The sequence below is a fragment of the Vibrio sp. 03_296 genome (assembly GCF_002265885.1).
The window spans coordinates 108841-135830 of record NZ_NPKW01000056.1 but is presented as its reverse complement, the minus strand read 5'-3'; the positions used below and the strand labels follow the sequence as shown (position 1 = coordinate 135830).

Below are 26990 nucleotides of genomic sequence, written 5' to 3'. Positions count from 1 at the left end.
CACTGGCTCCCTGTTAACAATGCCACCCTCAAGCACAGCATAGATCTGACTGAGTATTGGGCTTTGCGATGTTTCGGACGCTTACCCACCTATGCTGCCGAAGCAGGTTCACTTACGTTGTGTACTGTTAACTTCCTATTGCTTCCTTCAGACCCTGCCGTTGGCCAGCAACGCCCTTGCAATTCGGATTATCTTCCCCTCAGTCAGGGCGATTCGGGCTTCTTTCAACCCGACGGGTTTGCCAGCTTCGCTGGGCAAACAAAAAAGCCCCTCTGAGAGAGGGGCAAAAGTACCATCGCTTATAGTTATAATTCCGTTTAAACGTCAATTCGCAGATTAACCAAAATCGCCGTTTACATAGCCACGAGTGCGGTCATCACTTGGCTGGCTAAAGATCACTTGAGTATCGTTGTGCTCCACCAGCTCACCCATTAGGAAAAAGGCAGTACGATCAGAAATTCGACGCGCCTGTTGCATGGAGTGCGTAACGATCACAATGGTGTAGTTCTTTTTCAACTCTTCCATCAACTCTTCAATTTTATGCGTCGCGATTGGGTCAAGCGCAGACGTTGGTTCATCCATTAGGATGACATCCGGCTCCATCGCAATGGTGCGCGCAATACATAAACGCTGTTGTTGACCACCAGAAAGACCAAAAGCATGCGATTTCAGGCGATCTTTCACCTCATCCCATAACGCTGCGCCACGCAGTGAACGCTCGACCACTTCATCAATGTATTTTTTGTCTTTAACGCCTTGCGCACGCAAACCATACGCCACGTTCTCATAAATGCTCATCGGGAATGGATTTGGCTTTTGGAACACCATACCAACCTTAATGCGCAGATCTGCCACATCAACGTTGCCATAGATGTCTTCGCCATCCATTGCCAACTTACCGGTAATCTTCACCCCTTCGATCAGGTCATTCATACGGTTCAGACAACGCAATAAGGTGGATTTACCACAACCGGATGGGCCAATAAGCGCCGTAACTTGGCGAACTGGGATCGGTAGGTTAATCGCTTTCAGCGCTTGGTTTTCACCGTAATACAAGTCTAGGTTTTCGATATCAAATTTGTTCATAGTCTTAATCTCTGAATTCTTTTCAATTAACGTCTTGAGCGTCTTTGGTTATTCATCGTTAGTAAGTCGCTGTGTTAAAACGTTTTGCAATTAATTTGGTTACCATGTTGATCAACAGCACCACCACAATCAGTACGGTGGCTGTCCCGTACGCCTGGTTCCACTCATCAATGGTAAACAGCTCTGTCGTCAACTTATAGAGGTGTACCGTCAGCGTTCGGCCAGAATCCAGTAGTGAGTCTGGAATTCGTGCCACCATACCAGCGGTAAGGAACACTGGTGCTGATTCACCAATCACGCGGCCAATACTCAAAATCACCGAGGTTAAAATACCAGGCATTGCACTCGGCAAAATCAAACGCCAGATGGTATAGATTTTTGATGCACCGAGACCATACGAGCCTTCGCGGTAGGTTTGTGGTACCGCCATCAGCGCTTCTTCTGTCGTCCTGATGATCACCGGCAGGATAAGAATACTCAGCGTTAAGGCCCCCGAGAGAATCGAGAATCCTAGACCAAGAATGGCGACAAAGAATGTCATACCAAACAGACCAAAGATAATCGAAGGAATTCCGGCCAACGATTCAGTACAAAAGCGAATCACCTTAACTAATCGGCTGCCCACTTTGGCGTATTCTGTTAAGTAGATAGCCGTCATGATCCCTAGTGGAGCGGCGACAGCAATCGATGCCACAACCATGTAAATGGTCGAAATGATCATCGGGAAAATGCCATGCTCTTCACCTGTACGGGTGTAATTGTCGGAGATAAAGTTCCAATCCACATGCTGCAAGCCGTTAGAAAGGATGTACCAGATAATCCAGAACAAGAAGCCCACCGTCAGAGCGGCTGCCGCCCAAACCAGAGCATTAAGAATGTTGTCTTTTACTTGACGAGATTGTTTTAATTTTGCGCGTTCCATAAATGTCACCTTCACTTGCGATTACTTCGCTTTTTCTCGGTTGAGGTAAAGCAGCGCGGCATTCAACACCATGATGAACACCAGGAGCACAACACCAGTCGCGTAAAGCGCGTTGGCGTGAACACCACTGGCGTATGACATTTCAATTGCAATGTTCGCCGTTAGCGTACGAGCTGAATCCAATAAGCCTTCAGGCATGGCAGGAGCATTTCCCATCACCATGATGATCGCCATGGTTTCACCCAGCGCACGGCCAATACCGAGGATAACGCCAGTCATGATGCCGCTGCGTGCCGCAGGAACGAGCAGTTTAAAAATAGTAAAGATTTTCGATGCACCCAATGCCAGTGAGCCTTCTTTATAAGCTCTCGGCACCGCGCGAATCGAGGTTTCAGAAACGGTGATTACCGTAGGTAGGATCATCACACCAAGCACAATGATACCCGCTAAGATGGTGTTACCCGCAGGCACATCAAAGACGTTTTGGATCAATGGGACAATAATCACCAAGCCAAAGAAACCGTATACGACCGAAGGGATACCTGCCAACAGTTCAACCGCAGGACGAATGATATCTGCGACACGTTTAGGCGCAATTTCAGCGATGAAAACCGCCGTCAGTACCCCAACAGGAACACCAACAAGCACCGCACCAAACGTCGATACCATCGAGGCAACGATCATGGTGGCGACACCATAAAGCGCCGGTGGTAACCAATCTTGGCCTAACACAATGCCTGAGACGCCCGCTTCTTGGAAAGCTGGAATACTTTCTCGGATGATGAAGTAGGCAATCACGGCTAGAGAAACAATACCGATAACCGCACTGGTCAAAAACAAGCCATGGAAAATACGTTCGCGCCAGTCAATGCGCTTTTGCGTACGTAAACGAGGTTTATCGATAGCTTTAGCTTCATTATTCATAAGCTTTTCACTATTTGTTGCGATGGTCATGAATCTAATCTCACGTTTCGAACAAGTCGAAGTGAATGGAAAACGCTCAGCCCTTTTCATTGGGCTGAGCAAACTTTTAAATCATTACTTAGTTAATTGAGATGTAGCCTTTCTTCTCTACAATGGCTTGTGCTTCAGGGGTCAGCATCCAATCAAGGAACTTCTGCGTTTCAGCAGATGGTTTGCCCTGCTTGTAAAGAACAAGGAATGGACGAGCCACTTTGTACGAACCGTTTTTCACGTTTGAAATTGACGCATCCGTGCCATCGATAGCTAGCGGGTGAACCGACTCATCAACAGTACCTAACGAGATGTAACCGATAGCGTAAGGGTTTGAAGCAACCATCGTTTTCAGTGCACCGTTACCGTTCGCCACTTGAGCACGTTGAGAGATGGCAGACACTTCTTTACCCGAAATTTTCTTCTTCAGTTTAAGAATGTCTTCAAACGCGCCACGTGTACCTGATGCTGTATCACGAGTAATCGCAACGATGGGTTTGTCTTCACCACCAACTTGTTTCCAGTTCGTCACTTCGCCTTTGTAGATGGCAGAAACCTGCTCAGCAGTCAGACCTTTCAGCGTATTTTTTGGGTTAACAACCACTGCGATACCGTCACGAGCAATCACTTCTTCAACCAAAGCGGTTTCTTTCTCAGACGATTTTAGGTCACGTGAAGACATACCGAGATCAGCAGAGCCATTTTTTGCCGCTTTAACACCTGCCGATGAACCTGGGCCTTGAACTTCAATAAAAACTTCTGGGTTTTTCTTCATGTATGTTTCAGAGAAAACTTCCATCAGTGGAGTTACGCTGCTTGAACCCACTGCAGAGATCGTTTCTTTTGCCGAAGCGGTTGTCACTGTCAGAGCACTCATAAGAGCGATTGCACCGATTACTGTCTTTTTCATCACAATATCCTTTATTGGCCAAATTGCCGTTGTGTTTCACTTGAACGATGCTCACTTTAGGATGTGAATATGACAGTTGTGTTTCACTTAATTGAACCCTCTGTGACACATTGCTGACAGTTGTGCGAATAAATCCACCAATCGAGTAGCATCAATGTGTAACAAATCGTATGAAGTAACCCCACCACCTCTATCAATAAAGCCGTTATGAAAGCGGTTTTATTGAAAAGCTCACTTTTTAGCCTAGACATTTTACTCTATGAAAAATCGTGCTTTATGCACATTGTGAGCACTCTCTGATAATTGCTATTTACCCGCCAATTTTGAGAGTGACTACAAACTACTAGTGACATTTGTAACGAAATAAGTCATTGAATACAGCAGGCGAATGGTTACAATCATCCACTAATAAAAATAAAACAATAATATTCATTCTCATTAATTATTTGTTCACAGAGGGTCGTTTTTAATGCGTCGTTTTTTAAATACACTTTCGATAAAAGCGCAGGTGTTGGTTCCTGTTGCTTTTACTATCGTTTTGTTGCTCGGGGGGGTCACCCTTGGCGCAAGCAACTTAAAACATGCTTTTGAGCGTGTAACCATTTCTACCGAACAACTCATCGTTCACAAAGGTGAATTAGGTGAAATTGTCGATAACATGTACGGAATGCGGATCAAGGCGATTTACAGCCTATTCCGCCCAGACGATCTGACCACACTGATCCCCGTGTTATCCGACAAGCAAAATGAAATTCGTTCACTGCTCAACGCGATTGAAACCGTGCCGGGCCTGAAAAATGAAGTGGCACAGATGCGCCAAGCGCTTAACCACTATGTCGATTACTCACGTGATGTGATGTTACCTCTGCTCAAGGTAAAACACGGTGAAAGCTACCTCTCTTCCGGTTTTCAACAACAGTACGATGTTGCGATGACCGCCTACCGCAAAGCCGGCGAAGAAATGGTTAAAGCAATTGATGTGCTTTCGCAAAAACTCAATCAAATTGCCATTGAAGACGTTAAAGATAACGGCAATCAACACAACGCTACGCTGACTTTCTCTGTTTTTGCCATGCTTGGTATTTTGGCCATCGCAGCGATTATTAGCATGGCTCTGGCTCATATGATCGTAAAACCGATTCGCTCGCTACAAACCACGATGCAAGCGGTCGCTAAAGGCGATCTGTTAGTAGAAGCTCAAGCGGAAGGTAAAAACGAAGTCGCACAGCTGGCTCAAGACGTGAACACCACGATTCATCAACTGCGTAATACCGTGGACGCATTGGTTCGTATTAGCGTTGATGTGGCATCGGCCTCAACAGAGCTTGCCGCTGTGATGACACAATCAAGCGTCAACTCTGATCAAGAGAAAAATGAAGTGGAGCAAGTCGCCTCTGCCGTTAGCCAGTTAGAATCCACAGCTGCAGATGTCACCGCCAATGCGGTCAAAGCGGATACAGCTTCTAGCCAAGCAAACCAATTGGCAAAACACACTCTCAGCATGTTTGAACAAAATAATCGCGCCAACGATAAGATGGCTGAGCAGCTCAATCAAGCGGCAGGGGTAGTGACTTCGCTGAAAGTTCAGTCTGAGCAAATTGGTAAAGTGATTGAGGTGATTCAAAGCATCTCAGAGCAGACCAACCTACTGGCACTGAACGCGGCCATTGAGGCGGCTCGCGCTGGAGAAAGTGGTCGAGGCTTTGCTGTGGTTGCCGACGAAGTTCGTATGCTCGCCGCAAGAACTCAGGATTCAACCAAAGAGATCCAAGCCATTATTGAAGAGCTGCAAACGCAATCTGGACGCGCGAATGAGAGCATGAATTCCAGCCTTGAAACACTGGCGAGCAATCAAACACTGGCGGGCGAAGTGAGCCAAAGCCTAAGTGAGATTAGCCACTCAATTGAAGAGCTCACCTTGATCAGCGCTCAAGTGGCTACCGCGTCTGAAGAACAAAACCAAGTGACCAAAGATATCAACCAAAACTTAAGCAATATTTACGAGCTGGTGAGCCAAAATGTCACGGGCATTACTCAAGCGGCGGCAGCGAGCCAAGAACTCTCCTCTCTCGCGGAGAACCAAAAAGAGCAGTTGGGATATTTTAAAGTCTAACGTCAACACACCGATCACACGCCCTGCCTTTTGGTAGGGCGTTTCTTGTATAAACAAAAGCGCATCGAACTTCGATGCGCTTTTCTATTGCCAGTAGACTTAGACAGCCGTTATTCATTGCTCAGTCACCAATAAGACACTCAGGCCCTGAGTTTGTGCGTGGTGATACACTTCGCCATTGGCACTGTCAAAACTCAGTGCAGACGCGCCTTGAGTGGATGGTGTGTTGCTCCAGATATAAACCGCCAAATTGCCCAGCTCTACCGTGTATGCTGAACCCCAAGCTCGAGCATTCAAAGATGGGGAATGGCACGCAGCCTCCGTTAAAGAGACTAACTCTTTAATATTGGCCATTCGCCAGCCACGCTTACCAGCAAAATTGAACAAGGCGTGGTTGGCGTTTTCGTCATCGACCGCTTGAGCCGTTTGCAACGCGCTTTGCCAGTTCTCTAACTGGGCTTCGCCTTCACAGCGCTCTTGAGCCTGATTCCACTGTTGGCCAACGGCACAACGCATCCAGGTTAAGCCAGTCTGCTTGTCGGTTACGGTGCCGAGATCAGAGTAACTAAAACGGGCGTTCGATGCCGTTGGAGTTAAGCCGTCTAAGCATTGTTGTTCTGCCCATACCGAACTTGAAGCAAGGAGCAGCGCCAATGTTGTGAGTGTTTTTTTCATCTTAGTTCCCTTTTGCTGCAACCATACGGACGGGTAGTTGGAAAGAGGTGCCGTAATCGGCTTCCACCATGTCGGAATAAATTTCAAAGTATTCGATTTGGCCGCGGTCTTCACCCAACAGTCGCACCGCCGCCGATTGGATACTGCCTTCGGTAGCATACGCGTTGTATTGAGTGAATTTCACCGTCGATGTCCATACGTAGCCATACGGATCCAGATCGGGATGCCCCAATGATTGCTGCGGGAAGTAACGCTGATTTAATCCTTTTTGTTGGCCGGTTTCCGTTTGAGATTGCTCGCCAAAATCGATGAGATTGTAGAACTCTTGCACCGTCGGTAAGCGCCAGTTGGTTTGCCCACACAAGGTTTGCTGACTGAGCTTCTCCGCGTAATCTTGCGTGGTACAAATGTTGTCGCCCGCATCGTGGCACCCAGACGCCGCAAGGTCTTCCGCATACGGTTCGAAACGAGGTAACTTGAGGGTGAAAATACGATCGCGATATTGAAGCGACTGCGCATCGGCACTCTTGTTTTCCCAGATCAAGCCTGTACGCAGATCTTGAACACAAGACCACTGCTCAGCGTCATCTGCTAATGGGTTGCCATTGCCATCGAGCTTGACCAGTTTGAAGCCATTTTGTGTGCTTTCCTGCCTATCGAGTTGATCAAAACCAAATGAAGCATCTTGACCCGGATAATGCTCGCTTGGCGCGTTTTCTAAGCTCACACTGTTGCCAGAGAAATGCTTAACAACCCCGGTATCGTTAATCACTTGGCGTTGTACTGGCTGGTTTCTGATCGCTTCGAGCCACTGCTCTATGGTTTGCTCGCTTAAAGCATCCGTCGCTAAATGTTGCCCAGCAAACTGCAACTGGTGGGCAATTTGCGCCAAAATACGTGATTGCTCATGGCTGTTTACTTTACCCAGCACTCGGCGTACGTTGTCGTTCAACACCTCAAGGCCATTCGGTTGGCCTATCGTCAGAAGATCGTCTCCCACCGCAACACCCACATCCGCTAACTGTTGTTGCAGTTTTTCCTTGGCAAACGTCACGGTAACGCCTTGGGTGACCATGGCAGAAATCAATGACGTGACTTCGTTGATCACCATGCCTTTTTCTTTACTCTGCCCCGGCGTAGAAAGATAGAGGGTTTGATTGCCCGCGAACGCCACCTCGGCTAATACTGGACGACTATAGAAAGTTTTGCTGGTCGACTGAAAACGAAACTGGCCATTGCCATCTAACGCGATGGTGCTTTCCGTTTGATCGCAGCGCGAGTTCTGGTTGTAGTCAACACACACTTTGGTGTTCGTGCTGTTCGCTTCCGCCAGCGCAACTTGACCGGATAATGAATAAGTGGGCGCCGTGTTGGTGGCACTGCCACCAGATGATGAGCCACCACAGCCTGCCAAGAGCAGCGCGGAGGCAATAAGGGAATAGTGTCGTTTCATGTTGTTTTCTTCTGCTTAGCTTAAATTTTGGCGAGAGCAAAACGCTCGAGCCACAAATATGGAAAAGAGCGCCCAGAGGACAAAGAGATTGAGTTGCCCACCCGATTTTTTCGAAGTGCTATCTGCACGGGTTTCATTACATTGGTATTGCTCAAACTGGCTAATGCCCCACGCGTTTAACCGACCTTGATTGCCTTCGATGGAATCCATGATCTCTAGACGCCAGCGTCCCCAGGCTTGCTGACCGAGTAAGGGCGCTAATTGCGCGTCGTGAGCCACCGTGAAATAACCTTTGAAGCCGTTGCCCTGACTGATTTGGTGATTCCAAAGCACCAGCTTGTCACCTTTTGGTGAGGTCAAAGTGATAGACAAATCCGCCATTGATGCGTGGTCAATATCGAGATAAATGGCGAACTGTTCACCAATGGTGACGTCGCGATCAAGAAATGTCTGCGAGAAGATCTGTTGCCCAACGTTAAAACGGCCCTGCGCGTCAGTGCCGGCATCATTCAGTCGCGCGTCCATCTGCTGCGCACTATTGACCAACTGAGGTACACCTCGCACCAAGGTGATCGACTCTTGCCACTGCTGCTTTGCCAACCAAGGCTGATGACGATAATCGGTCTCCACTTGCGCGACAAACGGCTGGCCACATACCAACCCTTCTGGTAGCTCCGAGCTGAGGGTAAGTGAATGGGTCAGTTGGCTCTGCTTCTCCACCAAGATCTGTTGCTGAAGAGAAAGTCTTGCCTCAACCTCTGCAGCTCGACCGTTGGCCACCAGCTCAATAGAGAGCGGTTTCGCATCCGTGATGTATTTACTTTCAAGACGGCTGGTGAACGGTGCTTTTAACAATCCGTGTCGTTTAAAATGGCGTTGCAAAATCTCTGCATACGGTTTTTCAGGGTAAAGAGTGGCAGCGGCCAGCACGGTGCTTTCCGCCAAATCGTGCATCTTTACACCGCGCCCGAGTCCATACATACCTTGCAAAACGATCGTATCGAAATGACGAAACACTCGCTCATCCCCGTCACCGAGCAAGGTGACCGACTCCTTCAGGGCCTGAAACAACGGTGTTGACCACAATTCATCACCCAACTCGCCCCCAACACTTTCGTGTGCTCGATAGTGGCCATGTTCAAAATAGCGCGCACGTTGGTTCCACAAGCTTCGAGTTGAGAGACGATTTCCAAACACGCCATCCCAATTGAACACCGTATCCAGTTCAAACTCTTGGCCACGCCTTGCGGCATCGAGATATTGCTGACGATAACTGTGACTACCAGCCCAATAATCACCGAACCCTTCGCCGATCGCACCGCTATGGCCATATGCCCAATCAGGCACAATTTGATAGTGAATACCGTGGCCAAGCTCATGCAAGATAACATCGGCATCCATCGCATCTGGTGAAACACCACCCAAGCCAAACATCGCCGCCTGAGGGCCTTTATAATAGGTAGAATTGTTGGCAGACAGCCCACGTCCATCAAACTTTAGTGGCTCATTAAACAGCGCATAGCCCAGTGTTTTGGTGTATTCGAGCGAATGGTCAAGATGGTAAAACGCCATCACCGCCAAAAAACGCGGATCATTACTATCCAGCGTTTGCAGATCCGTCAAGGCTGCAAAATGGCTAATCCCCGACGGCGCCGCGAAACCGCTTTCGTCTCTGACCGATACACCATCTTGCTTCTCCACTGAAATCAGTGCTTTAGCATCCACTTCGACCACATTTCGGTTGCGCAAAAAATAACCCTGATCGGTTTTTAGCAAGCTGACGTTTCGACGTTGATATTCCATCGCGCCGGGGTAGTCATCCATGCTGTTCCAGCCACTGCTTGGGGCCGGAAGTTGTTGTTGCGTGCGAAGATCGGGGTCGAAGACCTGTATTTCAACCGTTTCGAGTTCGCCTTGTTCTAGGGCAGGAGGAAAATCCGCCTCTAATCTTCGAGGGTGTTCCAACTCCACCGCCGTGGTTGGCTCGCCATTGAGCAACACCGTGTTTTCTAAACTACGAAACACGCGCGCCACTCGGTGCTGCTGATCCGTTGTCACCACAAGGCTTTTTTGCTGTTGGTACTGCCCATGTAGCCAAACATCAAAGTTATAGTGATGGCCCAACAGTGAGGTGGTTTGATACCTGAGTTTAAATTCGCCCTGATCAGCATAATGCTGCTGAACAAACTGCTGAACTTGCTCGACGCTATTCAAGGTCACTCGCTCTTCGGGGTAATCCCACTGCGCTGCGTCAACCATCGGATTCATCGCCAGTAGCAGGGCAAGTAAGGTGAGTTTGGTCTTCATCTTCGACTCCTTGCGCTTAGAACTGGTATTTCACGTTGGCCGTGAAATAGCGCCCCGGCTCTGTGGAATAAGTGGTGTGGGCTTGTGAAATGCCCGCCACGTCTTGATAGCGAATGTATTCATTGTCGAACAGGTTGACGATGGAGGCACTCAACGTCAGATCCTTATTCCATTGATAAGAAGCAAACAGGTCGAAGCTGTGCCACGACGCCGTTTTGGCGCACGACACTTCTTGATTGAAGTCATTCACGCACACAGGTACACGGTCCATACTTGCTGCCCAGTTCCACAGCAATGATGCAGACCCGTTTTGCTTGGCGTAACTCAGCTCAACGTTACCTTCCACAGGCGTAAGGGTTCGAATGTATTCGCCTTGGTCATTTTTGCCGTCGACATAACCCGCTTTCGTCGCCAGTAACCATTGCTCGTTGATCTGGTGGGCAGCCGATAGCTCTGCACCGTAGGTTTCAACGCCGTTAAGGTTTTGGTATTGCTTCAGAGTCACAGGGCCAACCATGCCCACTTCTTTGACATCAATGAAATCATCAAATTGTTGGTAAAACAGCGCGATATAAAGGCGTGAGGTGCCGTTATCAAACTTATGCCCCACCTCGAACGAATCACTGGTTTCGGCTTTGAGATCCATATTAGGAATGATGACAAACGGAGTGAATGGAATGTCTTCATGAGACACATAGCCGTATGCTTTATCATACGTTGGCGCACGGTAACCATGGTTGTACGAAAAATAGATCTGATGAGCGTCAGCCACTTTTCTTGCGATAGAGAAGCTCGGTGACCACTCTTGGCTGTCGATATTCTTCATGGCGAAACCGTTGCTGTGTGCATCGCCATCTGGCGTAAGGCGATGAGCATCAAACCGCAGCCCCAACGTGGTTGTCCAGCGGCCATACTGCATCATTTCTAAACCATAGACGCCCACACTGAGCGCTTTGGCTGGTGTGAAAGGTTGTTTGCTGAACGCACTTGAGCCACCCGAAACCAAAGATTGACGCTCAGACGTTCTCGAATAGCGGTTGCTGTTTACTTTCAAGCCATAAGCAAGTTGGTGCTCAGTTTGAGCGGTGGCAAAGGCCTTGGTCATATCAGCACGAAAGCCCACAAGCTGATCGCGAAATTCGTTGTTGTCTAAACTGCGCTTTTGCTCCGTAATGCCATTTTGATCCAGCCTGCCGTAGAGACGGTTGATATCTTCTACATCAGCCATGTCTCGCCAATACAACTTGGCTTTGGCTTCATCGAACCAAAAAGCGTCCACAGGCTGATATTCCAACCCAGCTGAAACGCCAAGATCCGTGACGTGCGAGTCTTCGTAGTACTGGTTTTGGTCCCATTTTCCATCCGCATGTATACCTGGGCTCCCTTCACGACGAATTTGCCCTTCACGATAGGCATCTGCGGCAATACTTAACATCAGCGCATCACCAACAAAATGGTTGAGCTGGTAATTGGCGCTCGCCCCTTCTAACTCACGCTGATAGTTATCTTGATGGAAGTTGCGTGTTTCCTCTCCCTGCCAATACGCGACCGTCAACAACGAGTCAGTGTTGCCTGATCGAAAGGCCAAATTACTCATCAGTTGGGTTTTATCACTGATGCCTGTGTACGTGGTGGCCACATCAGCATAGAAATCGTCATTTTTTAAGTAGTCACTTGGCTGCATCGATTCAATCACGACGGTGCCGCCCAGCGCGCCTGAACCGTGAATGGATGAACTGGCTCCTTTCACCACTTCAATACTTTTGACGTTGACCAAGTCAAAGGAGTTACGCCCCACTTTGTCATTGATGTCATTGGCACCAAAGCCATCGGCACTTTGCACGCCATCACGAACGATCATAATTCGGTTGCCCGTCATACCACGGATGGCGATGTTTTGTGGCCGACCCGCGCCTCCCGTGACACTGACGCCGGGCTCATTGCGCAGCGCATCGTACAGCTCCGTTTGGCCTTTTTTCTCGAGTTCTTTACCACTGATCACCGACACAGAGCCCGCCACTTCCGATAGCGGTTGCTCGATTTGATTGGCCGTCACGACGACCTCTTCCATCACGGCGTGGTCATTTTCAGCGTGCACGAAGTTGGCAGCGAGTACCGACAGTACCGCCGCTGAGACAGGCGTTAGTTTCATTTATTGCTCCGATTTATTCGATGTTTTGATCAGTGAAAGTAAAAAAGCATACTCTTTGGCTTGTTGCGCCAATCCTTTACGCCTGTCCATGGCGTGGCCTGAATCAAAATCCGTTTGCAACAAATAAGGCCCGGTTCCTGTACTAAGAGCCGCCAGTTTTGTCAGGTACTTCGCCCCTTCCCAATACGGCACACGCTGATCGTGCCAACCAATTTGCACCAGCATTGGCGGATAAGTGGCCGATTGAAGGTTGAGATAAGGGTCGTAATCTTGCATCGCTTTTCGTTGAGCGGGCAGCTCGGGATTACCCCATTCTCCATATTGCTGCTCAGTGAGCGGTAATCGGCTGTCTGACATGCTGTTGAGCACATCAACAAACGGCACTTTGATCACGGCCCCTGAAAACAGTTCCGGCTTTTGGTTGATCGCTGCCGCCACTAATGTGCCGCCCGCACTGGATCCCATTAGGTAAATGTCGCGCTGTACCGGCTCTGCTCCCTCTCCATTCAAGCGAACATGGCGAAGTGTTTGAGCGGCGGCGACAAAATCGGCGATGGCGTTGCTTTTGTTGATCCCTTTCCCTGCATCGTGCCATGACGCGCCAAAGTAGCCGCCCCCACGAACATGCGCCACTGCGTATATGGCGCCTTGATCAAGTAAGCTGATGGTCTGCGGCATAAAATAAGGTTTCATGGTAAAGCCGTAAGCACCGTAACCATAAAGAATCACTGGGGAAGTTGCCGTGAGCTTGTCACGACGGTACGCAAGCGTCACCGGAACCTCAACACCAGAAGAATGCACCAAAATCTGCTCAGTACGGTACAAACTGGGCTGGTAATTGGCGTAGCGATCTTGGGCGATTTCTTTGATGCTCAGCGAGCTCACGTCTAGCTCTCGCCAAGTCGGTGGCGTGGTCATCGACATGCTACGAATGCGCACTTTGTTACTGGCGAAATCGCCATTTCTCGAAACCCAAGCCGCTTCACCAGCGTGATTCAAGGGGATTTGCTTGCGTAGTTCACCACGGTAGCTTAATACCGAAAGTAATGAATCTGGACCCTGGCTAGCGCTCACCACAACACCTGCCGAAAACAGATAGAACTGATTCAGCGTTGTGATGTGATCACTAAAGCGTTGCCAATCAGTCGGTGCCTGCAACGGTGCCTGATAAAGCTGAAAATCACCAGCATGATTGCTCTGAACAAAAAGCGTTTGCTGGCTGATATCCGCATAATATTCCATCCCTTGCTCAGCTTTACGCAGAACAGCGGAGACTTCTACAGTGCGCAAGTCGAGGATTTTTTGTTCGCTGCTGTTTTCATTGTTGCTTTGCAATAGCGCGTAATTTGCATCACTGGCGGCATAAAACGACATCAACCAATCTGCTCGCGTTTCCTGCCACAAGCTGTGTTGACGACCCGTTTCGAGCTCAATCGCCATGATGTTCGATGGACGCTGAGACTGATCTTTTTCAATCACATAAGCAGTCAAACCATCGCGAGAGAGCAACACTGGCGTGTCCAAATCTTTCGCAATTTCAACCATATGGCCTTGTTTTAAATCGACCAACACCGCTTGATATCGCTCGCTACCTTGACTATCTTCGGTAAAGAGCAAGTGTGTACGCTTTGCCGAGATGGCCCACTCACCCACTTGATAGTAGGCCGTGTTATTTTGTCGCTCGGAAAACGAGAACACCACCTCTGCTCGTTGAGTGAGTGGGTCGCGGCGCATCAACTGCAAACTGCCGCCTTGGTTAGTTAGCTTCCATTCCTCTCCTTCACGATAACCCCATGGTTCTTCACCTTTCTCAGGCTGCATCGCTTGCCACTGCTCCTCGAGCATGTGTGCCAAACTCTCGCTTTCAAGCAATCTTTGTGCTGTAAGCTGATTCTGCTCTTCTAGGTAAGCACGCACTCGCGGTGAACTGCGTGAATCATCTCGCAGCCAATCATACTTGTCTTTAGCATCCTTATCCGTCACAGAGGAATTTTGAGCAAAACTCAACCCTGCCGGGAGCCATGCCAGCATCAAAAGAAGATGAATAAATTTCATAGTTTTGGAAGTTACATTTATAAAGCAAATGAAAGGACGCTAGTTTGCACTCAAATGCAAATAACATCAATTATCATTTACCCAAAAATAGTGATACAGATCACAAATGCAAATGAGAATAGATATCAATTTAAGTAATTACTCAAATACAATCTTCCAGCAGAGAGGTAAAAAAAACGCCCCGGAATATCGGGGCGGTTTCTCATTTAGGCGATAACGCTAGGAAGGTTACTCTTCCGTTGGTGCGGCAGGTTTTTTCTTAGGAATAAACACTGAATCACCCACTGCCACATTTTGGTAGAAGCTCTTATCACGCTTCGCTGGTGTTTTCGACACAGCTTTCTTCTGTGGGCGTGCTTTCTTCGTCGTGGCTTGTTTCTTCGCACGGAAATCGGGCTTACGTGGTTTGATGCCTTTGAACTTGCCCTTAAGATCATCAAATTCAGAGAAAGCGATGTCTTGCTGAAGGTAAGCTTCTACACGTTTGAAGCTATCCCAGTCTTTCGGGCCGACCAAGGAGATGGCATCGCCTTTGTTGCCAGCACGGCCAGTACGACCAATACGGTGAACATACTCTTCGGTATGCTTTGGCATATCAAAGTTGATCACGTGCGTCACAGTTGAAATATCCAAACCACGCGATGCCACATCCGTCGTCACCAAGATCTTGAACACGGTACGCTCAAATTGGCTCATGATGGTATTGCGCTGATTTTGATTCAAACTGCCGCTTAGCGCGATCGCTTTCAGCTTTTTCTCATTCAGTTTTTCAGTCAGACGATCGGTATCCGAACGTGTCGCCGTGAAAATGATCACCTGACGGTATTCGGCTTCGCTCAACACACGCTCTAGAAGCGCTTCTTTGTGATCTAAGTGATCACACAAGTAGAAACGTTGAGTGATGTCTTTGTGCTCTTCATTCGACACACCGATGGCGATACGCTTCGGTGCATCCAGCATTTCTGATGCGATATCGTTCACTTCTGCGTGATCCAACGTAGCAGAGAACATTAACGTTTGGCGACGGCGGTGCTTCGCAGCATTGTGGATGCGGCGTAGCTCTGGTGCAAAGCCCAGATCGAGCATACGGTCTGCTTCGTCTAGTACCAAGGTCTCAAGACCTTCTAGGAACACAGATTTGTGCTCTAAGTGATCCGCAAGACGCCCTGGAGTCGCGACAATGAATTTAGGGTAGCGTGCTAACGCTTTTACTTGATCGTTGAAGTTCTCACCACCCACGATCAAGGTTGCGTCGTAGGAAAGGCCGCCCAACATGGTACGAAGCTCTCCATACACTTGTTTTGCAAGTTCACGAGTAGGCGCAAGGATCACACCACGCGGGTCACGCGCTGACAATGCTTTTGTTTTTAAAGACTTATGAAGCATAGGCAAAACAAACGCCAGCGTTTTGCCAGAACCTGTTTTTGAGGATGCCAGCAAATCTTTACCAGCAATCGCAACTGGAATCGCTTGCTGTTGAATTTTCGTCGCTTTCTGAAAATCTAAGTGCTTTAGGTTCTTCAGTAGGCGATTATCTAAGCCTAAATCTTTAAATTGCAAAGGTTTCTCCACTATTTTGCACTATCTTGGCCGCTTATTTTGCCGCCGAGAGGGAATCAATAAAAACGCGCAATGATACCTTAAACCGCACAATAAAGGATAGAGATCACAGAAAAATTATCCACATTTCACAGGAAACATCGGCCTAAAAATTCGATTACCCAAGTTCATGTCAAGCAATAGGCTAACCAGATCCGACACACAACACAGAAAAACGTCTCATCTCTGTTAGAACTCGGTAAAAATCCTTCAATATGTGGACGTTGCTCACTTTTTAATTCGCTGTTGTCATTTATTGTCGCTACAATCAAAGAGTCATATGACATTAGTGTCAATAATGACAGACAATTATAGAACAAGGAGTTTTTATGAATAAGATCCTAATTGCAGCTGCCACCTCTTCTGTTCTTTTACTTGCCGGTTGTGCATCGGGGCCAGATGAACAAACCAAAGCAGCAATGGCGCAGGTAGAAGATCTTAAGAATCAAGTCGATGTACTGACAAAAGAAGTGGCTGCACTTAAGAGCAATCAAGCGGACGCTGAGATGAAAGCCAAAGAAGCTGCTACAGCAGCGATGGCAGCTCAAGAAGAAGCAGAACGTGCGAACGAGCGTATCGATAATATCGCTCAGTCGTACACGAAGTAATTGCTGTAATCTGCGTCGGGTTATTCAAAACCTGGCGCAGCTACCTCTACGGGCACACCATTTTGTGCCGCAATCACCGCTTTCGCTTTCGAATCATTCAGATTTAACTCGCTCAACCACCAATCCAACTCTATTGGCACAACTAACTCATCCTGAACCCCATTGCTTCTGGTGAGTGGCTCGTGCGCTTCAAGGTAAACAATTCGCCCCGGCTCAAGGGACACTTTCACCGGCTGGTTGATGATCTTCACTCTCTGTCCTTTGTCCACTTGAGAAAACAACCATTCAATATCTTTTGGCTCCATGCGAATGCAACCAGCACTGACGCGCAAACCGATACCGAAATCTTTGTTCGTTCCGTGGATCAAATAATCACCGCTGCCATACGCTAAGCGAAGGGCGTACTCGCCCAGCGGGTTATCTGGCCCAGCCGGGACAATTTTAGGCAGCTCGATGCCTTTTTCTCGATACTCTTTACGGATGGAAACGGGAGGTGTCCAGGTTGGATTCGGTCGTTTTTCACGAATCGACGTCACCATTTCTGGCGTATCACGCCCGACTCGGCCAATCCCGACCGGAAAAACATGCACCTTACCCAGCTCGGGCTCAAAATAATAAAGCCTTAACTCCGCTAAATTGATCACTATGCCTTGGTACTCCACGGGCGGAAGCACCATTTCACTAGGGATAGAAAGCACATAACCTTCCTGAGGCAGAAATGGGTCTACCCCTTTATTGGCTGCCATCAAGGCCAAAAAGCCCACATCATATTGCTTGGCGATGTTCGCCATGGTTTCGCCTTTTTCAACAACATGATGCTGGATGCGTCCAATTAACCGACTGCCTTCCGCGGGAAGATCATAAGTCGCAGCGTCGCTCCTCCAACTCATCAATGCCGCACAGAAAAGCGTAATCAATGTGGGTTTTGGCATTTTCATTCAGAGACAATCCTTGGCTTGGGTATACAAAGACAAGGTTATCTCTCTTTCCTGTTTGTGATCAACCATTGGCGCTGGGTAATCTAACTGCATGTGACCTGTCCAGTTCCACGGCTGGTGAACGAACTTACTCGGCACCTGCGCTAATTCTGGTAGCCAGTGCTTCACAAACTCGCCATTCGGGTCAAACTTCTCTCCCTGCGTAATTGGGTTGAAGATCCGAAAATAAGGTTGACCGTCACACCCTGTCGAGGCACACCATTGCCAGCCTCCATTGTTGGCCGCAAAGTCACCGTCCACCAGTTTCTGCATAAAGTATTGCTCGCCCAGCCGCCAGTTGACGTGCAAATCTTTGGTGAGAAAACTGGCCACGATCATGCGCAAGCGATTATGCATCCATCCCGTTTGGTTGAGTTGCCGCATCGCTGCATCCACAATGGGGTAGCCTGTTTCCCCTCGGCACCAACGTTCAAACCAGTCCGGTTTTGCTGGCCATAGCAGATGTTTTTCCCACTCAACAAAACCCTGCCCTTTGACCAACTTGGGTTCGAAATGAATCAGGTGATGATAGAACTCACGCCAAATAAGCTCGCTCAACCACACTTCACGACCATTCGACAGATAACTTTGCTGCCAATACAGTCGTGCAATACATTGCCTGACCGAAATGGCGCCAATCGCCAAATAAGGGGACAGCACGCTGGTGCCTGCCGTGGCAGGGAAATCTCGTTGCTCGTGATAGCGATCCACTTCCTCATGGCAGAAGCGTCTTAACGTCTCACGAATCTGTTGAGAATCAACAGACCATGCCTCGCTGCTTTCTCGTGGGTAGCCAAACGGCGCCTGCTCATGCCAAAGTGATGATTGCAGCGCTTCAGGCAATACAACCGGCTGCGCCGCTGAGGTTTTGATGATCTGTGGAGGAACAAACGATTTCAGCCACGCTTTTTTAAACGGTGTAAAGACTTTGAAATAGTCCCCCTGTTTATTCAACACGCAGCCAGGTGCCTGCACACACTTATCTTCGACATCGAGGACTCCAATCTCTGATGATGCGAGCTGATTGATTAACTGTTCGTCACGAACACGCTCATTGACTTCATAGTCGCGGTTAAACACCACTTCACTAACCGCCAATTGTTCAGCCCAGTTCGCAACACGTGTTGCGCTTTGAGCGTAGTCATCCACTTCGTCGTACAACAGCGGGATGTTCAGCGCGTTGAGTTCTTCCGCCAGCACCGCCAAACGCCGCGCAATGAGATCGGCCTGCATGGGCGCCATATGATGATCACGCCATTGCAAAGGGGTGGCCACAAAACAGGCAACCACCTCTTGTGAAGTCGCAATAGCATGATTGAGCGCTGTGTTGTCCACACTGCGCAAGTCTCTGCGTAACCAAACCAGCTTCATTACCATCCCTACCCAAACTGGAGTCGAGCCAGAACATCGCTCAACGTAACTTTGTTGTTATCGAGCATGGACTTAACCATGTTCATCTGTTTCTCTTGCAACGCTCGATGCGAGAAAATATGCACACGCTGATAGTGTTCGGTGACATCAGCAAAATCGAGCCCAGAAAGATCTTCCACTCCATCAACCAAGGTGACATACCAACCTTGTTCGCTTAACGTCACTGCCTCCATCCATCCTGCAATAAAATCCCCGCCTTCATAGGAAAGCAGTAGACACTTGCCTTTACTGGCCGCTTTCCGCTCTGCTTCAACAATAAAGGTAAGACGAGTATGCAGCATAGAACGAAGTAAGCCTTTTTGTAGGCTACGAGTGGTGCTTTTAACCCGTTCCAATGCCGTCATGACCGGATATAAGAACTGATCGCAAACCACCGAAAATGGATACTCTTTCAGCACCGTATTGAGCACCGACTCAGCCTTGCCTGCGTTCAGTACAGACAGAGCTGTCAACATTCGTTCGACTTCATCTAACTCACGACTCTCCGCTGCCAACGCGCCTTCGGCATCGGGGTTTACCAGCAGATCTTTCACCTTGCCGATGGCAATGCCTTTAGCGAGCCAACCCTGAATTTCGCGAATCATCTCGATATTGTCTTCACTGTAGAGTCGATGCCCTTTCTCCGTACGTTCGGGTTGAACCAAATTGTAGCGACGCTGCCACGCCCTTAAAGTGACCGGCTTAACCCCCGTAATCTCAGAGACTTCGCGAATCGCATACAACTTTTCTACTGCATTTTTTTCATTACAAACCATAACGTAATTTCAACTCTTGTGGATAAGGCTTGAGGTATTTTTGGCTTTCCAAATAGCCATCAGGATGGGTATTGAGATAGTGGCGAATCAAGGTCAATGGTGCCAACAGTGGCAGCATACCTGTGCGATAATCATCGATCACTTGCGCCAACTCGCTTTTCTGCTCTTTGTTCAGTGCCTTTTTAAAATAGCCTTGAACATGCATCAACACATTGGTGTTGTTTTTACGGCTTGCTCGATGGGTTAACGCGACCATCAACCCTTGACGGTATTCAACAGCAAACTCGTTGATATCATAATCAGCTATTTTGGCTACCAAGCAGCCCAAGGTTTTGTAAGACTCTGGATGATGTGCCATCAAGGTCAGTTTGTAGCGAGAATGGAACTCGACGATGCTTTTGCGCGACAACTGATTCAGTACGTTGGTATTAAAATCATGCAGGCAATAAACACGAGTGATGAAATTTTCACGCAGCACAGGATCGTTCAGGCGGCCATCTTCTTCCACCGGCAACCAAGGCATTTTGCGCATCAGCGTTTGGGTGTACAAACCAACGCCTTCTTTCTCCGCGCCATGAGCTTTGTAGACCTTGACCTTCTCCATGCCACAGGTGGGTGATTTTGCGCAGACAATGTAACCACTTAAAGAGTGTGCCATTAATCGATCAACTTGCTGCTCAGAGTAAGAGAGCATCTGCTCAGTGTAATCTTTGTCAGGGTTCTTTGTTTCCACCATCGCGATTCGTTCTTCATTCGAAATAAGGCGAATCGTCGGGCGCGGTACAGGCATTCCCATCCCCACCTCAGGGCAAACCGGTACAAAGGAGAAGTGTGGCATCAGTTCCTGCACCACAAAACGACTCTGTTTGTGTCCCCCATCAAAACGGACTTGATCACCCAACACACATGCACTGATACCGATCTTTAGTGTAGAAGAACTCATGCTCATCACCCTTATACAAAAAAATTACTTGTACAATTTATAGCAAGCAAACTTGAGTTGTACAAATATTTTTTTTGTACATATCTAGGAAAAATCCACAATTAACGTTACTAAACCATGTCATAGGTTATTAACATGTAACAAATCACCCATAAGTTGCGACGCTCCCACCCCCTCCCAACGCACCAGTGACGCACCTCAAGCATGGCAAATCGATTGCCCTTTAAGTTTCAACATTTTTAGTTATCAATCGTGGTTATAAATGTATAATCAGGAGCTTTTGTGAGCCACATCTCATGGAATGGCGAATTATCTAGCTAGTATTGCCTCAACGAACGAAAACAGTTTCAACAGAATTGGTAATTTGACTCTGTTTTTGATGACAATTACCTCAATAGAAATATTGGAGAATACTATGGCAACCCCACACATCAACGCACAACCAGGTGATTTCGCAGAAACCGTACTTATGCCAGGCGATCCGCTACGCGCTAAGTACATCGCAGAAACTTTCTTGGAAGATGTAAAACAAGTTTGTGACGTTCGTAACATGTTCGGCTTCACTGGCACTTACAAAGGTAAAAAAGTGTCTGTTATGGGCCACGGTATGGGTATCCCATCTGCATGTATCTATGTTCACGAACTGATCGCTGAATACGGCGTGAAAAATGTTATCCGCGTTGGTAGCTGTGGCGCGGTGCGCGACGACGTTAACCTGATGGACGTTGTGATCGGCATGGGTGCTTCGACGGATTCTAAAGTAAACCGTATCCGCTTTAACGATCACGATTTCGCTGCACTGGCGGATTACGGTCTATTGGAAGAAGCCGTTAAACAAGCACGTGCGCAAAACGTACCAGTAAAAGTTGGTAACGTATTCTCTGCGGATCTTTTCTACACACCAGAAGCAGACATCTTCGAGAAGATGGAAAAACTGGGCATCCTAGGTGTGGATATGGAAGCGGCGGGCATCTACGGTGTGGCTGCGGATCTGAAAGCAAAAGCACTGACTATTCTGACTGTTTCTGACCACATCATCCGTGGCGAGAAACTAAGCTCTGAAGATCGTCAGAAGTCGTTCAACGACATGATGAAAGTCGCTCTAGAAACAGCAATCAATCTTTAAGTTTTTTGGCTGGGTTCGCCCAGCCATCCGAATAATCCCGAGGGGGCGATCGTGTCTAACGGCGAACTGCCAAAAGACGCAGATGGGTTACAACTCAACTTTTGTAAAACATTGGCGTGTGACAACTTTGGTCTGAGCGATGCAAAACGATACGTTTTGCAACATGCGAACCCTAAGCGTCCAGCGATGGTCTGTCGTGAATGTGGAGCTTTCCCCCCCTTACTTAACAACCGTGAAGTGTTGAATGAGCTGCATCGCTTACGTCAACTTCACAGTGATGGTTTGCCTGCGTGTCGAAACGACGACTGCGCAAACTTTGGCCTTTCTGTTCATACCCACAAACATCTCTACCATGCCTTTGGTTACAGTGGTGATCGCCAACGCTATCGCTGCAAAGCATGCCAATCCACGTTTGTCGATAAATGGTCTGGCGCCAACAAAAAGCTTCAGTTTCAAGAAAACTTAATGGGCCTGTTGTTCACCGGTTACTCGGTGCGCGAGATTTGCCGTAAACTGGCCATCAACCCAAAAACGTTTTATGACCATGTTGAACACATTGCCAGCCGTTGCCGCCGTAAATTGGCAACGATTGATGCGCGATGGGTCAACCATGCGCTCAATTACGAACTTGCTTCTCATTACCAACGTTTGCAACCCAATAGCGACAATGGTGTCTATTGGATGGCCACAGGCGATGCGCATTCTGGCTATATTCTTTGCCAACATGTGAACTACTCTGCCAAAGAAGAGCCAATAGGTACGGTTGATCACAACCCTTACGAAGCGATTTCACGTTTTGTTTCTCCGCAGTACACCGCTGAGGCAAAAGAGCCAGAAAACACACCTTCTGACTATCTGCGTGAACGTATCGACCAGAAATACCAAACCATTTTGGCCCGCGGCAACGTTGAAGATCCAATGGGAAATATGGCAACCTTCAACTACCCGACGAAAGGCGCCGTAGTTCGTCCGCCTTACACCTCTTATGCGCATTATTTGCATGTGCTGGATATGTGTAATGAAGCTGGACGCGTCTCACTTTACATGCCACAAGATCCACTATTGCGCTCTGCGGCCCTGAGTGTTTGCCTCCCTCGAATCCAAAGTCAAAATGTTGACCTGCTTTATGTCGACGAAGATCCCAGTTGGGATTTAAACCAATCATTTGAAAAGTTTGACATTGTCTACATGAGTTGGTGGCGAGATCGCTGGGCAATTGCCAACCAAGGCAGCAAACTCAAAGGTATTTGTTATCTTGCAGGTAACAAAAATCAGCCAGAACAATGGTTTAACAAAGCAACCACGCGAAATATCTCGTTTTATCAGTCACGTTTTCAGTTATTGTTTGAAGGGTTTGTCAACGAACCAAGACGAAAACTCAGACCAGGTGGCGTCTTACCATTGCTCGACATTTTCAGAGCTTGGCATAATTTGTGCTACCAAGATAAACATGGACAAACGCCAGCCCAACGACTAGGTGTTACAGAGAGCCCATTAACCATTAAACAGCTTCTGTCCTAGCACTATCGTCTGTCTGGGTTAAGATTATGTGAAACGACACCCAATATTGTCATTCATTTAGTATTAACTCAGTAAATTATTGCGGATGAATGATGCGAATTTTTGACACGTCAATATAATGAACGTGTTGTACGCCAACTGAATCGCATGGATGTAAATTTTGGATAAAAGCCAACTTCAGTTAGACGCTGAACTTAGACAAATCAAAGCCCGCGTAAATAGTGAGCCTGCGGAGGTACTGAAAATTGCCGAGCAGTGCTACATCCGCGCCGAGCAAATTGTCTACCCAGAAGCGGAAATTGAAGCCCTTTTAATCCAGTCGCACTGCTGTTGGTGTTTGATGGATTACCGCCGTGGTTTAAAACTCATCAAAGAAGCCCACAGCAAACAAAACCGCCTCGACAACGACGACCGACTACCTCAAATTCTCCACTTATATGCCCTACAATACTGGGGTCAAGCCAAATATTACTCTGCTCAGCAATACTGGATTAACGCGCTGGAACAATCCGCGTTGATTGATGAAACCGAGATACAGATTGAAGCGTTAATTGGCTTGGGCAACGTTTGGCGTATCACCAACGATTACAAACTGGCTGCGTCGACACACGAGCTCGCGGTTAAAGTCGCAAACAATGCACGTATTAACTGGGCGGAAGGCAAAGCGCGTATTTTGCTGGCTTGGGACTACTACCTGCTCAATAACTACGTGGAAATGCTGACCATCTTGGATGGGGCTAGCGAAGTACTCAAAGACTACCCCGACAACACATGGCAAGCGGAAATCTGGGATTTTCGCGGTCTGGCCTTACTCGGCTTGGAGCGTTTGGATGCCGCCGACGAGGCAACCAAAAAAGCACATGATCTTGCGGTTGAACACAACCTCACTTGGATGAAAGCCCATTCCTTTATCAGCCGCGCGCGTTTAGAGTTGCTACGGAAAAATACCCTTAATGCTTCGGTCTTACTTGACCAAGCTGAAATCTCTGCGTTGCAATTTGATAATGGTGAACTGTTAAGCCAAATTTGCTTCCAACAATCCAAAGTGGCGGAAGAGCAAGGCAACTTTGAGGTGGCTTATCAGGCCTTTCGCAAGTATCGCCACTACTCATTGCAAATGCTGCGAGAGCAAACTAACCGCGTTGGTCTAGATAAAGCACGTAGCTCCAAACGTCAACTCGAACAGCGAGCACGCAAACTCATTAACCGTATTCGAGCCCAGCACGAATACGATCCAGAGCGTCAGTTTTCGAATGTGGTGTCTGAAACCTATTGGTGGGAACAATTGGTCTTATTTAAAACCGAACTCAAGCAGGCCAACCATTCCATCATCATGATCCAACATGCAGATCCTGCGTATCTGGAAGTGTGTACCGAGTTAGCGCATAGCTTGTCGACACCAAAAGATCTCATCTCTCGCTTGAGCAGCGATCGCGTAGCCATGTTAATCCGTGAAAAAGACGAACCTGCAGACGCCCTTTTTCATGTCGTCTCCACCATGATTTCGATCTACCCGTGGCAGCGCCGAGGGCTGAACGGCCCGCTACCTCAACTCTCTTTGCAAGATATCCTCACCTTCCCATTCACACTGGAACAATTAGAGGATTCACACAGAACCAAGACCAAGGGAAAGAAAAAACATGGAAAAGCTGCTGAGTAAAGTAACTGATGCCGGTTTTGATCCAACCTCTGTGTCTGGTGAAGAAGCGATCATCTTATGGAACCACGTGAGGCAACACGTCGCCTCGACCAATACTGAAAAAGCCCACTGCTACATCATCAGTGCAGAATATCGTTTCAAGTTGAAACAAGTACAGCTCAGTATTGATGAATTGAAAGAAGCCTTGTCGCTGCTCACTCTACCGGAAAATGCGGAAGACATTTTGACGGTCAAAGCCAATCTCAGCGAGCGATTGGTCGATATTGGGGATTACGCCGGTGCGCTCAATGAATACGTTGGGGCATCAAACATTGCCGTCGAACACGGCTTTCTTGATGAGTATGTTACCTCAGTCTTGGGGATGGGTAACTTGTGCGACGCGTATGGCGATCATCAACGCGCGCTGCGCTATTACCAAAAAATCGATGGTATCGATCACGCCATCAGTAGCCGCTCATTACGCCTGCGTTACAAGCTCTACATGCTCGCTTGTTACATCAACCTTGGTCGTATTAGTGCAGCGAAGGATCTACTCAAAGAGTGTGAAGAACTGAGTATCCTCGTCAGTGACAAAATTCTTTCTGGGCAAATTCTTCTCTATCAAGCAAAAATCCATCGTCTTGAGAAAGATTACGTGTCGGCCCTGCTGTCGCTTTCCAAAGTGCAGTACATTTCAGGCAACTTGAACTCCACTTGGTTATCGGTAATGAACCGCATTGAGATGACCTACTCGCTTTGTGCTATTGGCAAAAAAGAGTTGGCGAATCTGCTGCTCACCAGTTCATCCAAAAACATCGAGATGAAAGCATCCCCTATCATTGCCAAGCAGTTTTATCAGGCAATGAGCGAAGTTCTTGCCGCTCAAGGGCTGTTCAAAGAGGCGTTAGTCTTCGAGAAAAAAGGCTTTCGTATCGAAAGCGATCTGATGAAACATATTCCCATCAGTGAGTTGGGGGCCGCTCAATTACGCCGTATCTCTCGTTTTGAGTTGCAGTTGAAATTAATCCTCTCTGAAATCGAAAACAAAGAGCTCAAAGAGACTACTCAGCAACACAAGAACACCGTTGCTCAACTACAACAAGACGTGTTTACCGATCCTCTTACAGCCTTGCATAACCGTCGTTGGTTGGATGTCAAACTGAAGGATCTGTTGCTGCACGACACTACATTTGCCTTGATGGTGATTGACATCGACCACTTTAAATCGATCAACGATGAGCTTAGCCATTTGGTGGGCGATAAAGCGATTGTCAATGTGTCATCGGAGTTGGCGGCGTATTTCCGTTTTCGTGGCGCTTCTTGCGTGCGTTTTGGTGGAGAGGAATTTCTGGTCATTCTTGAAAATACCGATTTGGCGAAAGCAGAGCTTCATGCCGAAAACTATCGTGAACGTATTTTCCAGTTTGGTTGGCGAGAAATTCTTGGTGAGCGTGGCCTAACGGTGTCGATTGGCATTACCATGCATCGTGACGGCGAAAATACCCAGCGCACCTTCTATCGTGCCGACAAAGCGTTGTATCGCGCGAAAGCCAACGGCCGTAACCAAGTTTGTATTGAAGAGTAACCTTTTCCTTTCGATTAAAGGCGGCACTGCCGCCTTTTTTGTTGCACTCAATACCCGACTTATGCACTCCTTGCGCTCCATCCCATAAGCACTTGATAGTTTTCATTATTGCCTTGCGCGAATGAGAGATTTCGCGAATACTTATCCCACTTGATTTACCTTTTGTTTACGCTTTTTCA

21 protein-coding genes are annotated in these 26990 nt (G+C 47.9%); 7 read left to right on the top strand and 14 right to left on the bottom strand.

Annotation, left to right across the window (positions count from 1 at the left end; translation table 11 throughout):
- The coding region (locus tag CIK04_RS33205; RefSeq protein ID WP_325205699.1) for a hypothetical protein at nucleotides 1–276 on the top strand (276 nt) is incomplete at its 5' end.
- A 60-nt stretch (nucleotides 277–336) separates the two neighbouring features.
- On the opposite strand, the gene pstB is transcribed toward CIK04_RS33205, so the two are convergent.
- The 4 genes from pstB to CIK04_RS06640 form a co-directional block, all read right to left on the bottom strand.
- Nucleotides 337–1086 carry a phosphate ABC transporter ATP-binding protein PstB gene (gene pstB / locus CIK04_RS06655; RefSeq protein ID WP_038940002.1) on the bottom strand — a complete coding sequence of 250 codons (750 nt, stop codon included), beginning with the start codon at nucleotides 1084–1086 and terminating at the stop codon, nucleotides 337–339.
- 58 nt (nucleotides 1087–1144) lie between these two features.
- A complete protein-coding gene (gene pstA / locus CIK04_RS06650) occupies nucleotides 1145–2008 on the bottom strand; it encodes a phosphate ABC transporter permease PstA (protein ID WP_038940001.1) in 864 nt (287 codons plus the stop codon).
- A 21-nt stretch (nucleotides 2009–2029) separates the two neighbouring features.
- Nucleotides 2030–2962, bottom strand: coding sequence for a phosphate ABC transporter permease subunit PstC (gene pstC / locus CIK04_RS06645; RefSeq protein ID WP_026050773.1), 933 nt, complete (start codon nucleotides 2960–2962; stop codon nucleotides 2030–2032).
- An 88-nt stretch (nucleotides 2963–3050) separates the two neighbouring features.
- Complete coding sequence (locus CIK04_RS06640; protein ID WP_039545511.1) at nucleotides 3051–3872, bottom strand: phosphate ABC transporter substrate-binding protein; 822 nt, start codon at nucleotides 3870–3872, stop codon at nucleotides 3051–3053.
- 469 nt (nucleotides 3873–4341) lie between these two features.
- On the opposite strand from CIK04_RS06640, the gene CIK04_RS06635 reads away from it, so the two are divergent.
- Nucleotides 4342–5985: a methyl-accepting chemotaxis protein gene (locus CIK04_RS06635; RefSeq protein WP_097352878.1), complete on the top strand. Its 1644-nt coding sequence runs from the start codon at nucleotides 4342–4344 to the stop codon at nucleotides 5983–5985.
- A gap of 114 nt (nucleotides 5986–6099) precedes the next feature.
- Here the strand turns inward: CIK04_RS06635 and CIK04_RS06630 are convergent, their stop codons facing one another.
- From CIK04_RS06630 to CIK04_RS06605, 6 genes are all read right to left on the bottom strand, one after another.
- Nucleotides 6100–6660, bottom strand: coding sequence for a DUF1566 domain-containing protein (locus tag CIK04_RS06630; RefSeq protein WP_026050774.1), 561 nt, complete (start codon nucleotides 6658–6660; stop codon nucleotides 6100–6102).
- 1 nt (nucleotide 6661) lies between these two features.
- Nucleotides 6662–8113, bottom strand: coding sequence for a DUF1566 domain-containing protein (locus tag CIK04_RS33200; RefSeq protein ID WP_097352879.1), 1452 nt, complete (start codon nucleotides 8111–8113; stop codon nucleotides 6662–6664).
- A 15-nt stretch (nucleotides 8114–8128) separates the two neighbouring features.
- A complete protein-coding gene (locus tag CIK04_RS06620; protein ID WP_097352880.1) occupies nucleotides 8129–10420 on the bottom strand; it encodes a proprotein convertase P-domain-containing protein in 2292 nt (763 codons plus the stop codon).
- Between the two features lie 16 nt (nucleotides 10421–10436).
- Nucleotides 10437–12572 (bottom strand): TonB-dependent hemoglobin/transferrin/lactoferrin family receptor, encoded by a 2136-nt coding sequence (locus CIK04_RS06615; protein WP_097352881.1) that lies wholly within the window; start codon nucleotides 12570–12572, stop codon nucleotides 10437–10439.
- The gene (locus CIK04_RS06610; protein WP_097352882.1) at nucleotides 12573–14627 is read right to left on the bottom strand and encodes a prolyl oligopeptidase family serine peptidase; all 2055 of its coding nucleotides are present in this window, start codon (nucleotides 14625–14627) and stop codon (nucleotides 12573–12575) included. It abuts the gene before it with no gap.
- Between the two features lie 228 nt (nucleotides 14628–14855).
- Nucleotides 14856–16199 (bottom strand): DEAD/DEAH box helicase, encoded by a 1344-nt coding sequence (locus CIK04_RS06605; protein WP_038939993.1) that lies wholly within the window; start codon nucleotides 16197–16199, stop codon nucleotides 14856–14858.
- A gap of 356 nt (nucleotides 16200–16555) precedes the next feature.
- Between CIK04_RS06605 and CIK04_RS06600 the strand changes: the two genes are divergently transcribed.
- On the top strand, nucleotides 16556–16834 hold the full coding sequence (locus CIK04_RS06600) for an Lpp/OprI family alanine-zipper lipoprotein (RefSeq protein WP_011082394.1): 279 nt from the start codon (nucleotides 16556–16558) through the stop codon (nucleotides 16832–16834).
- Between the two features lie 20 nt (nucleotides 16835–16854).
- Here CIK04_RS06600 and CIK04_RS06595 read toward each other — a convergent pair whose 3' ends face one another.
- The 4 genes from CIK04_RS06595 to CIK04_RS06580 are packed head-to-tail and all read right to left on the bottom strand — an operon-like array spanning nucleotide 16855 to nucleotide 20940.
- The gene (locus CIK04_RS06595; protein WP_232708669.1) at nucleotides 16855–17766 is read right to left on the bottom strand and encodes a L,D-transpeptidase family protein; all 912 of its coding nucleotides are present in this window, start codon (nucleotides 17764–17766) and stop codon (nucleotides 16855–16857) included.
- 6 nt (nucleotides 17767–17772) lie between these two features.
- Nucleotides 17773–19182: a deoxyribodipyrimidine photo-lyase gene (gene phrB, locus CIK04_RS06590; RefSeq protein WP_176463295.1), complete on the bottom strand. Its 1410-nt coding sequence runs from the start codon at nucleotides 19180–19182 to the stop codon at nucleotides 17773–17775.
- Nucleotides 19183–19190: 8 nt separating this feature from the next.
- Nucleotides 19191–19997 (bottom strand): MerR family transcriptional regulator, encoded by an 807-nt coding sequence (locus CIK04_RS06585; RefSeq protein ID WP_097352885.1) that lies wholly within the window; start codon nucleotides 19995–19997, stop codon nucleotides 19191–19193.
- Nucleotides 19987–20940, bottom strand: coding sequence for a DUF523 and DUF1722 domain-containing protein (locus CIK04_RS06580; RefSeq protein WP_176463294.1), 954 nt, complete (start codon nucleotides 20938–20940; stop codon nucleotides 19987–19989). Before CIK04_RS06580 ends, CIK04_RS06585 begins: the two co-directional genes overlap by 11 nt.
- 415 nt (nucleotides 20941–21355) lie before the next feature.
- On the opposite strand from CIK04_RS06580, the gene deoD reads away from it, so the two are divergent.
- The 4 genes from deoD to CIK04_RS06560 all read left to right on the top strand — a co-directional run bounded on the left by deoD (nucleotide 21356) and on the right by CIK04_RS06560 (nucleotide 26811).
- Nucleotides 21356–22066, top strand: coding sequence for a purine-nucleoside phosphorylase (gene deoD / locus CIK04_RS06575; protein WP_011082389.1), 711 nt, complete (start codon nucleotides 21356–21358; stop codon nucleotides 22064–22066).
- 51 nt (nucleotides 22067–22117) lie between these two features.
- Complete coding sequence (locus CIK04_RS06570; protein WP_097352887.1) at nucleotides 22118–23587, top strand: lactate dehydrogenase; 1470 nt, start codon at nucleotides 22118–22120, stop codon at nucleotides 23585–23587.
- Nucleotides 23588–23747: 160 nt separating this feature from the next.
- The gene (locus CIK04_RS06565; RefSeq protein ID WP_017422372.1) at nucleotides 23748–25247 is read left to right on the top strand and encodes a lipopolysaccharide assembly protein LapB; all 1500 of its coding nucleotides are present in this window, start codon (nucleotides 23748–23750) and stop codon (nucleotides 25245–25247) included.
- Entirely contained in the window at nucleotides 25228–26811 is a 1584-nt protein-coding gene (locus CIK04_RS06560; protein ID WP_015727569.1) for a GGDEF domain-containing protein, read from the top strand. Before CIK04_RS06565 ends, CIK04_RS06560 begins: the two co-directional genes overlap by 20 nt.
- Nucleotides 26812–26990: the final 179 nt, after the last annotated feature.

Excerpts from the sequence above, each read along its gene's own strand:
- CIK04_RS06585 (WP_097352885.1), bottom strand. The coding sequence starts at position 19,997 with ATGGTTTGTAATGAAAAAAATGCAGTAGAAAAGTTGTATGCGATTCGC.
- CIK04_RS06635 (WP_097352878.1), top strand. The coding sequence starts at position 4,342 with ATGCGTCGTTTTTTAAATACACTTTCGATAAAAGCGCAGGTGTTGGTT.
- CIK04_RS06595 (WP_232708669.1), bottom strand. The coding sequence starts at position 17,766 with ATGCCAAAACCCACATTGATTACGCTTTTCTGTGCGGCATTGATGAGT.
- CIK04_RS06580 (WP_176463294.1), bottom strand. The coding sequence starts at position 20,940 with ATGAGTTCTTCTACACTAAAGATCGGTATCAGTGCATGTGTGTTGGGT.
- pstA (WP_038940001.1), bottom strand. The coding sequence starts at position 2,008 with ATGGAACGCGCAAAATTAAAACAATCTCGTCAAGTAAAAGACAACATT.
- CIK04_RS06560 (WP_015727569.1), top strand. The coding sequence starts at position 25,228 with ATGGAAAAGCTGCTGAGTAAAGTAACTGATGCCGGTTTTGATCCAACC.
- CIK04_RS06620 (WP_097352880.1), bottom strand. The coding sequence starts at position 10,420 with ATGAAGACCAAACTCACCTTACTTGCCCTGCTACTGGCGATGAATCCG.
- CIK04_RS06640 (WP_039545511.1), bottom strand. The coding sequence starts at position 3,872 with ATGAAAAAGACAGTAATCGGTGCAATCGCTCTTATGAGTGCTCTGACA.
- pstB (WP_038940002.1), bottom strand. The coding sequence starts at position 1,086 with ATGAACAAATTTGATATCGAAAACCTAGACTTGTATTACGGTGAAAAC.
- CIK04_RS06600 (WP_011082394.1), top strand. The coding sequence starts at position 16,556 with ATGAATAAGATCCTAATTGCAGCTGCCACCTCTTCTGTTCTTTTACTT.
- CIK04_RS33200 (WP_097352879.1), bottom strand. The coding sequence starts at position 8,113 with ATGAAACGACACTATTCCCTTATTGCCTCCGCGCTGCTCTTGGCAGGC.
- CIK04_RS06610 (WP_097352882.1), bottom strand. The coding sequence starts at position 14,627 with ATGAAATTTATTCATCTTCTTTTGATGCTGGCATGGCTCCCGGCAGGG.
- CIK04_RS06630 (WP_026050774.1), bottom strand. The coding sequence starts at position 6,660 with ATGAAAAAAACACTCACAACATTGGCGCTGCTCCTTGCTTCAAGTTCG.
- pstC (WP_026050773.1), bottom strand. The coding sequence starts at position 2,962 with ATGACCATCGCAACAAATAGTGAAAAGCTTATGAATAATGAAGCTAAA.
- phrB (WP_176463295.1), bottom strand. The coding sequence starts at position 19,182 with ATGAAGCTGGTTTGGTTACGCAGAGACTTGCGCAGTGTGGACAACACA.
- CIK04_RS06615 (WP_097352881.1), bottom strand. The coding sequence starts at position 12,572 with ATGAAACTAACGCCTGTCTCAGCGGCGGTACTGTCGGTACTCGCTGCC.
- deoD (WP_011082389.1), top strand. The coding sequence starts at position 21,356 with ATGGCAACCCCACACATCAACGCACAACCAGGTGATTTCGCAGAAACC.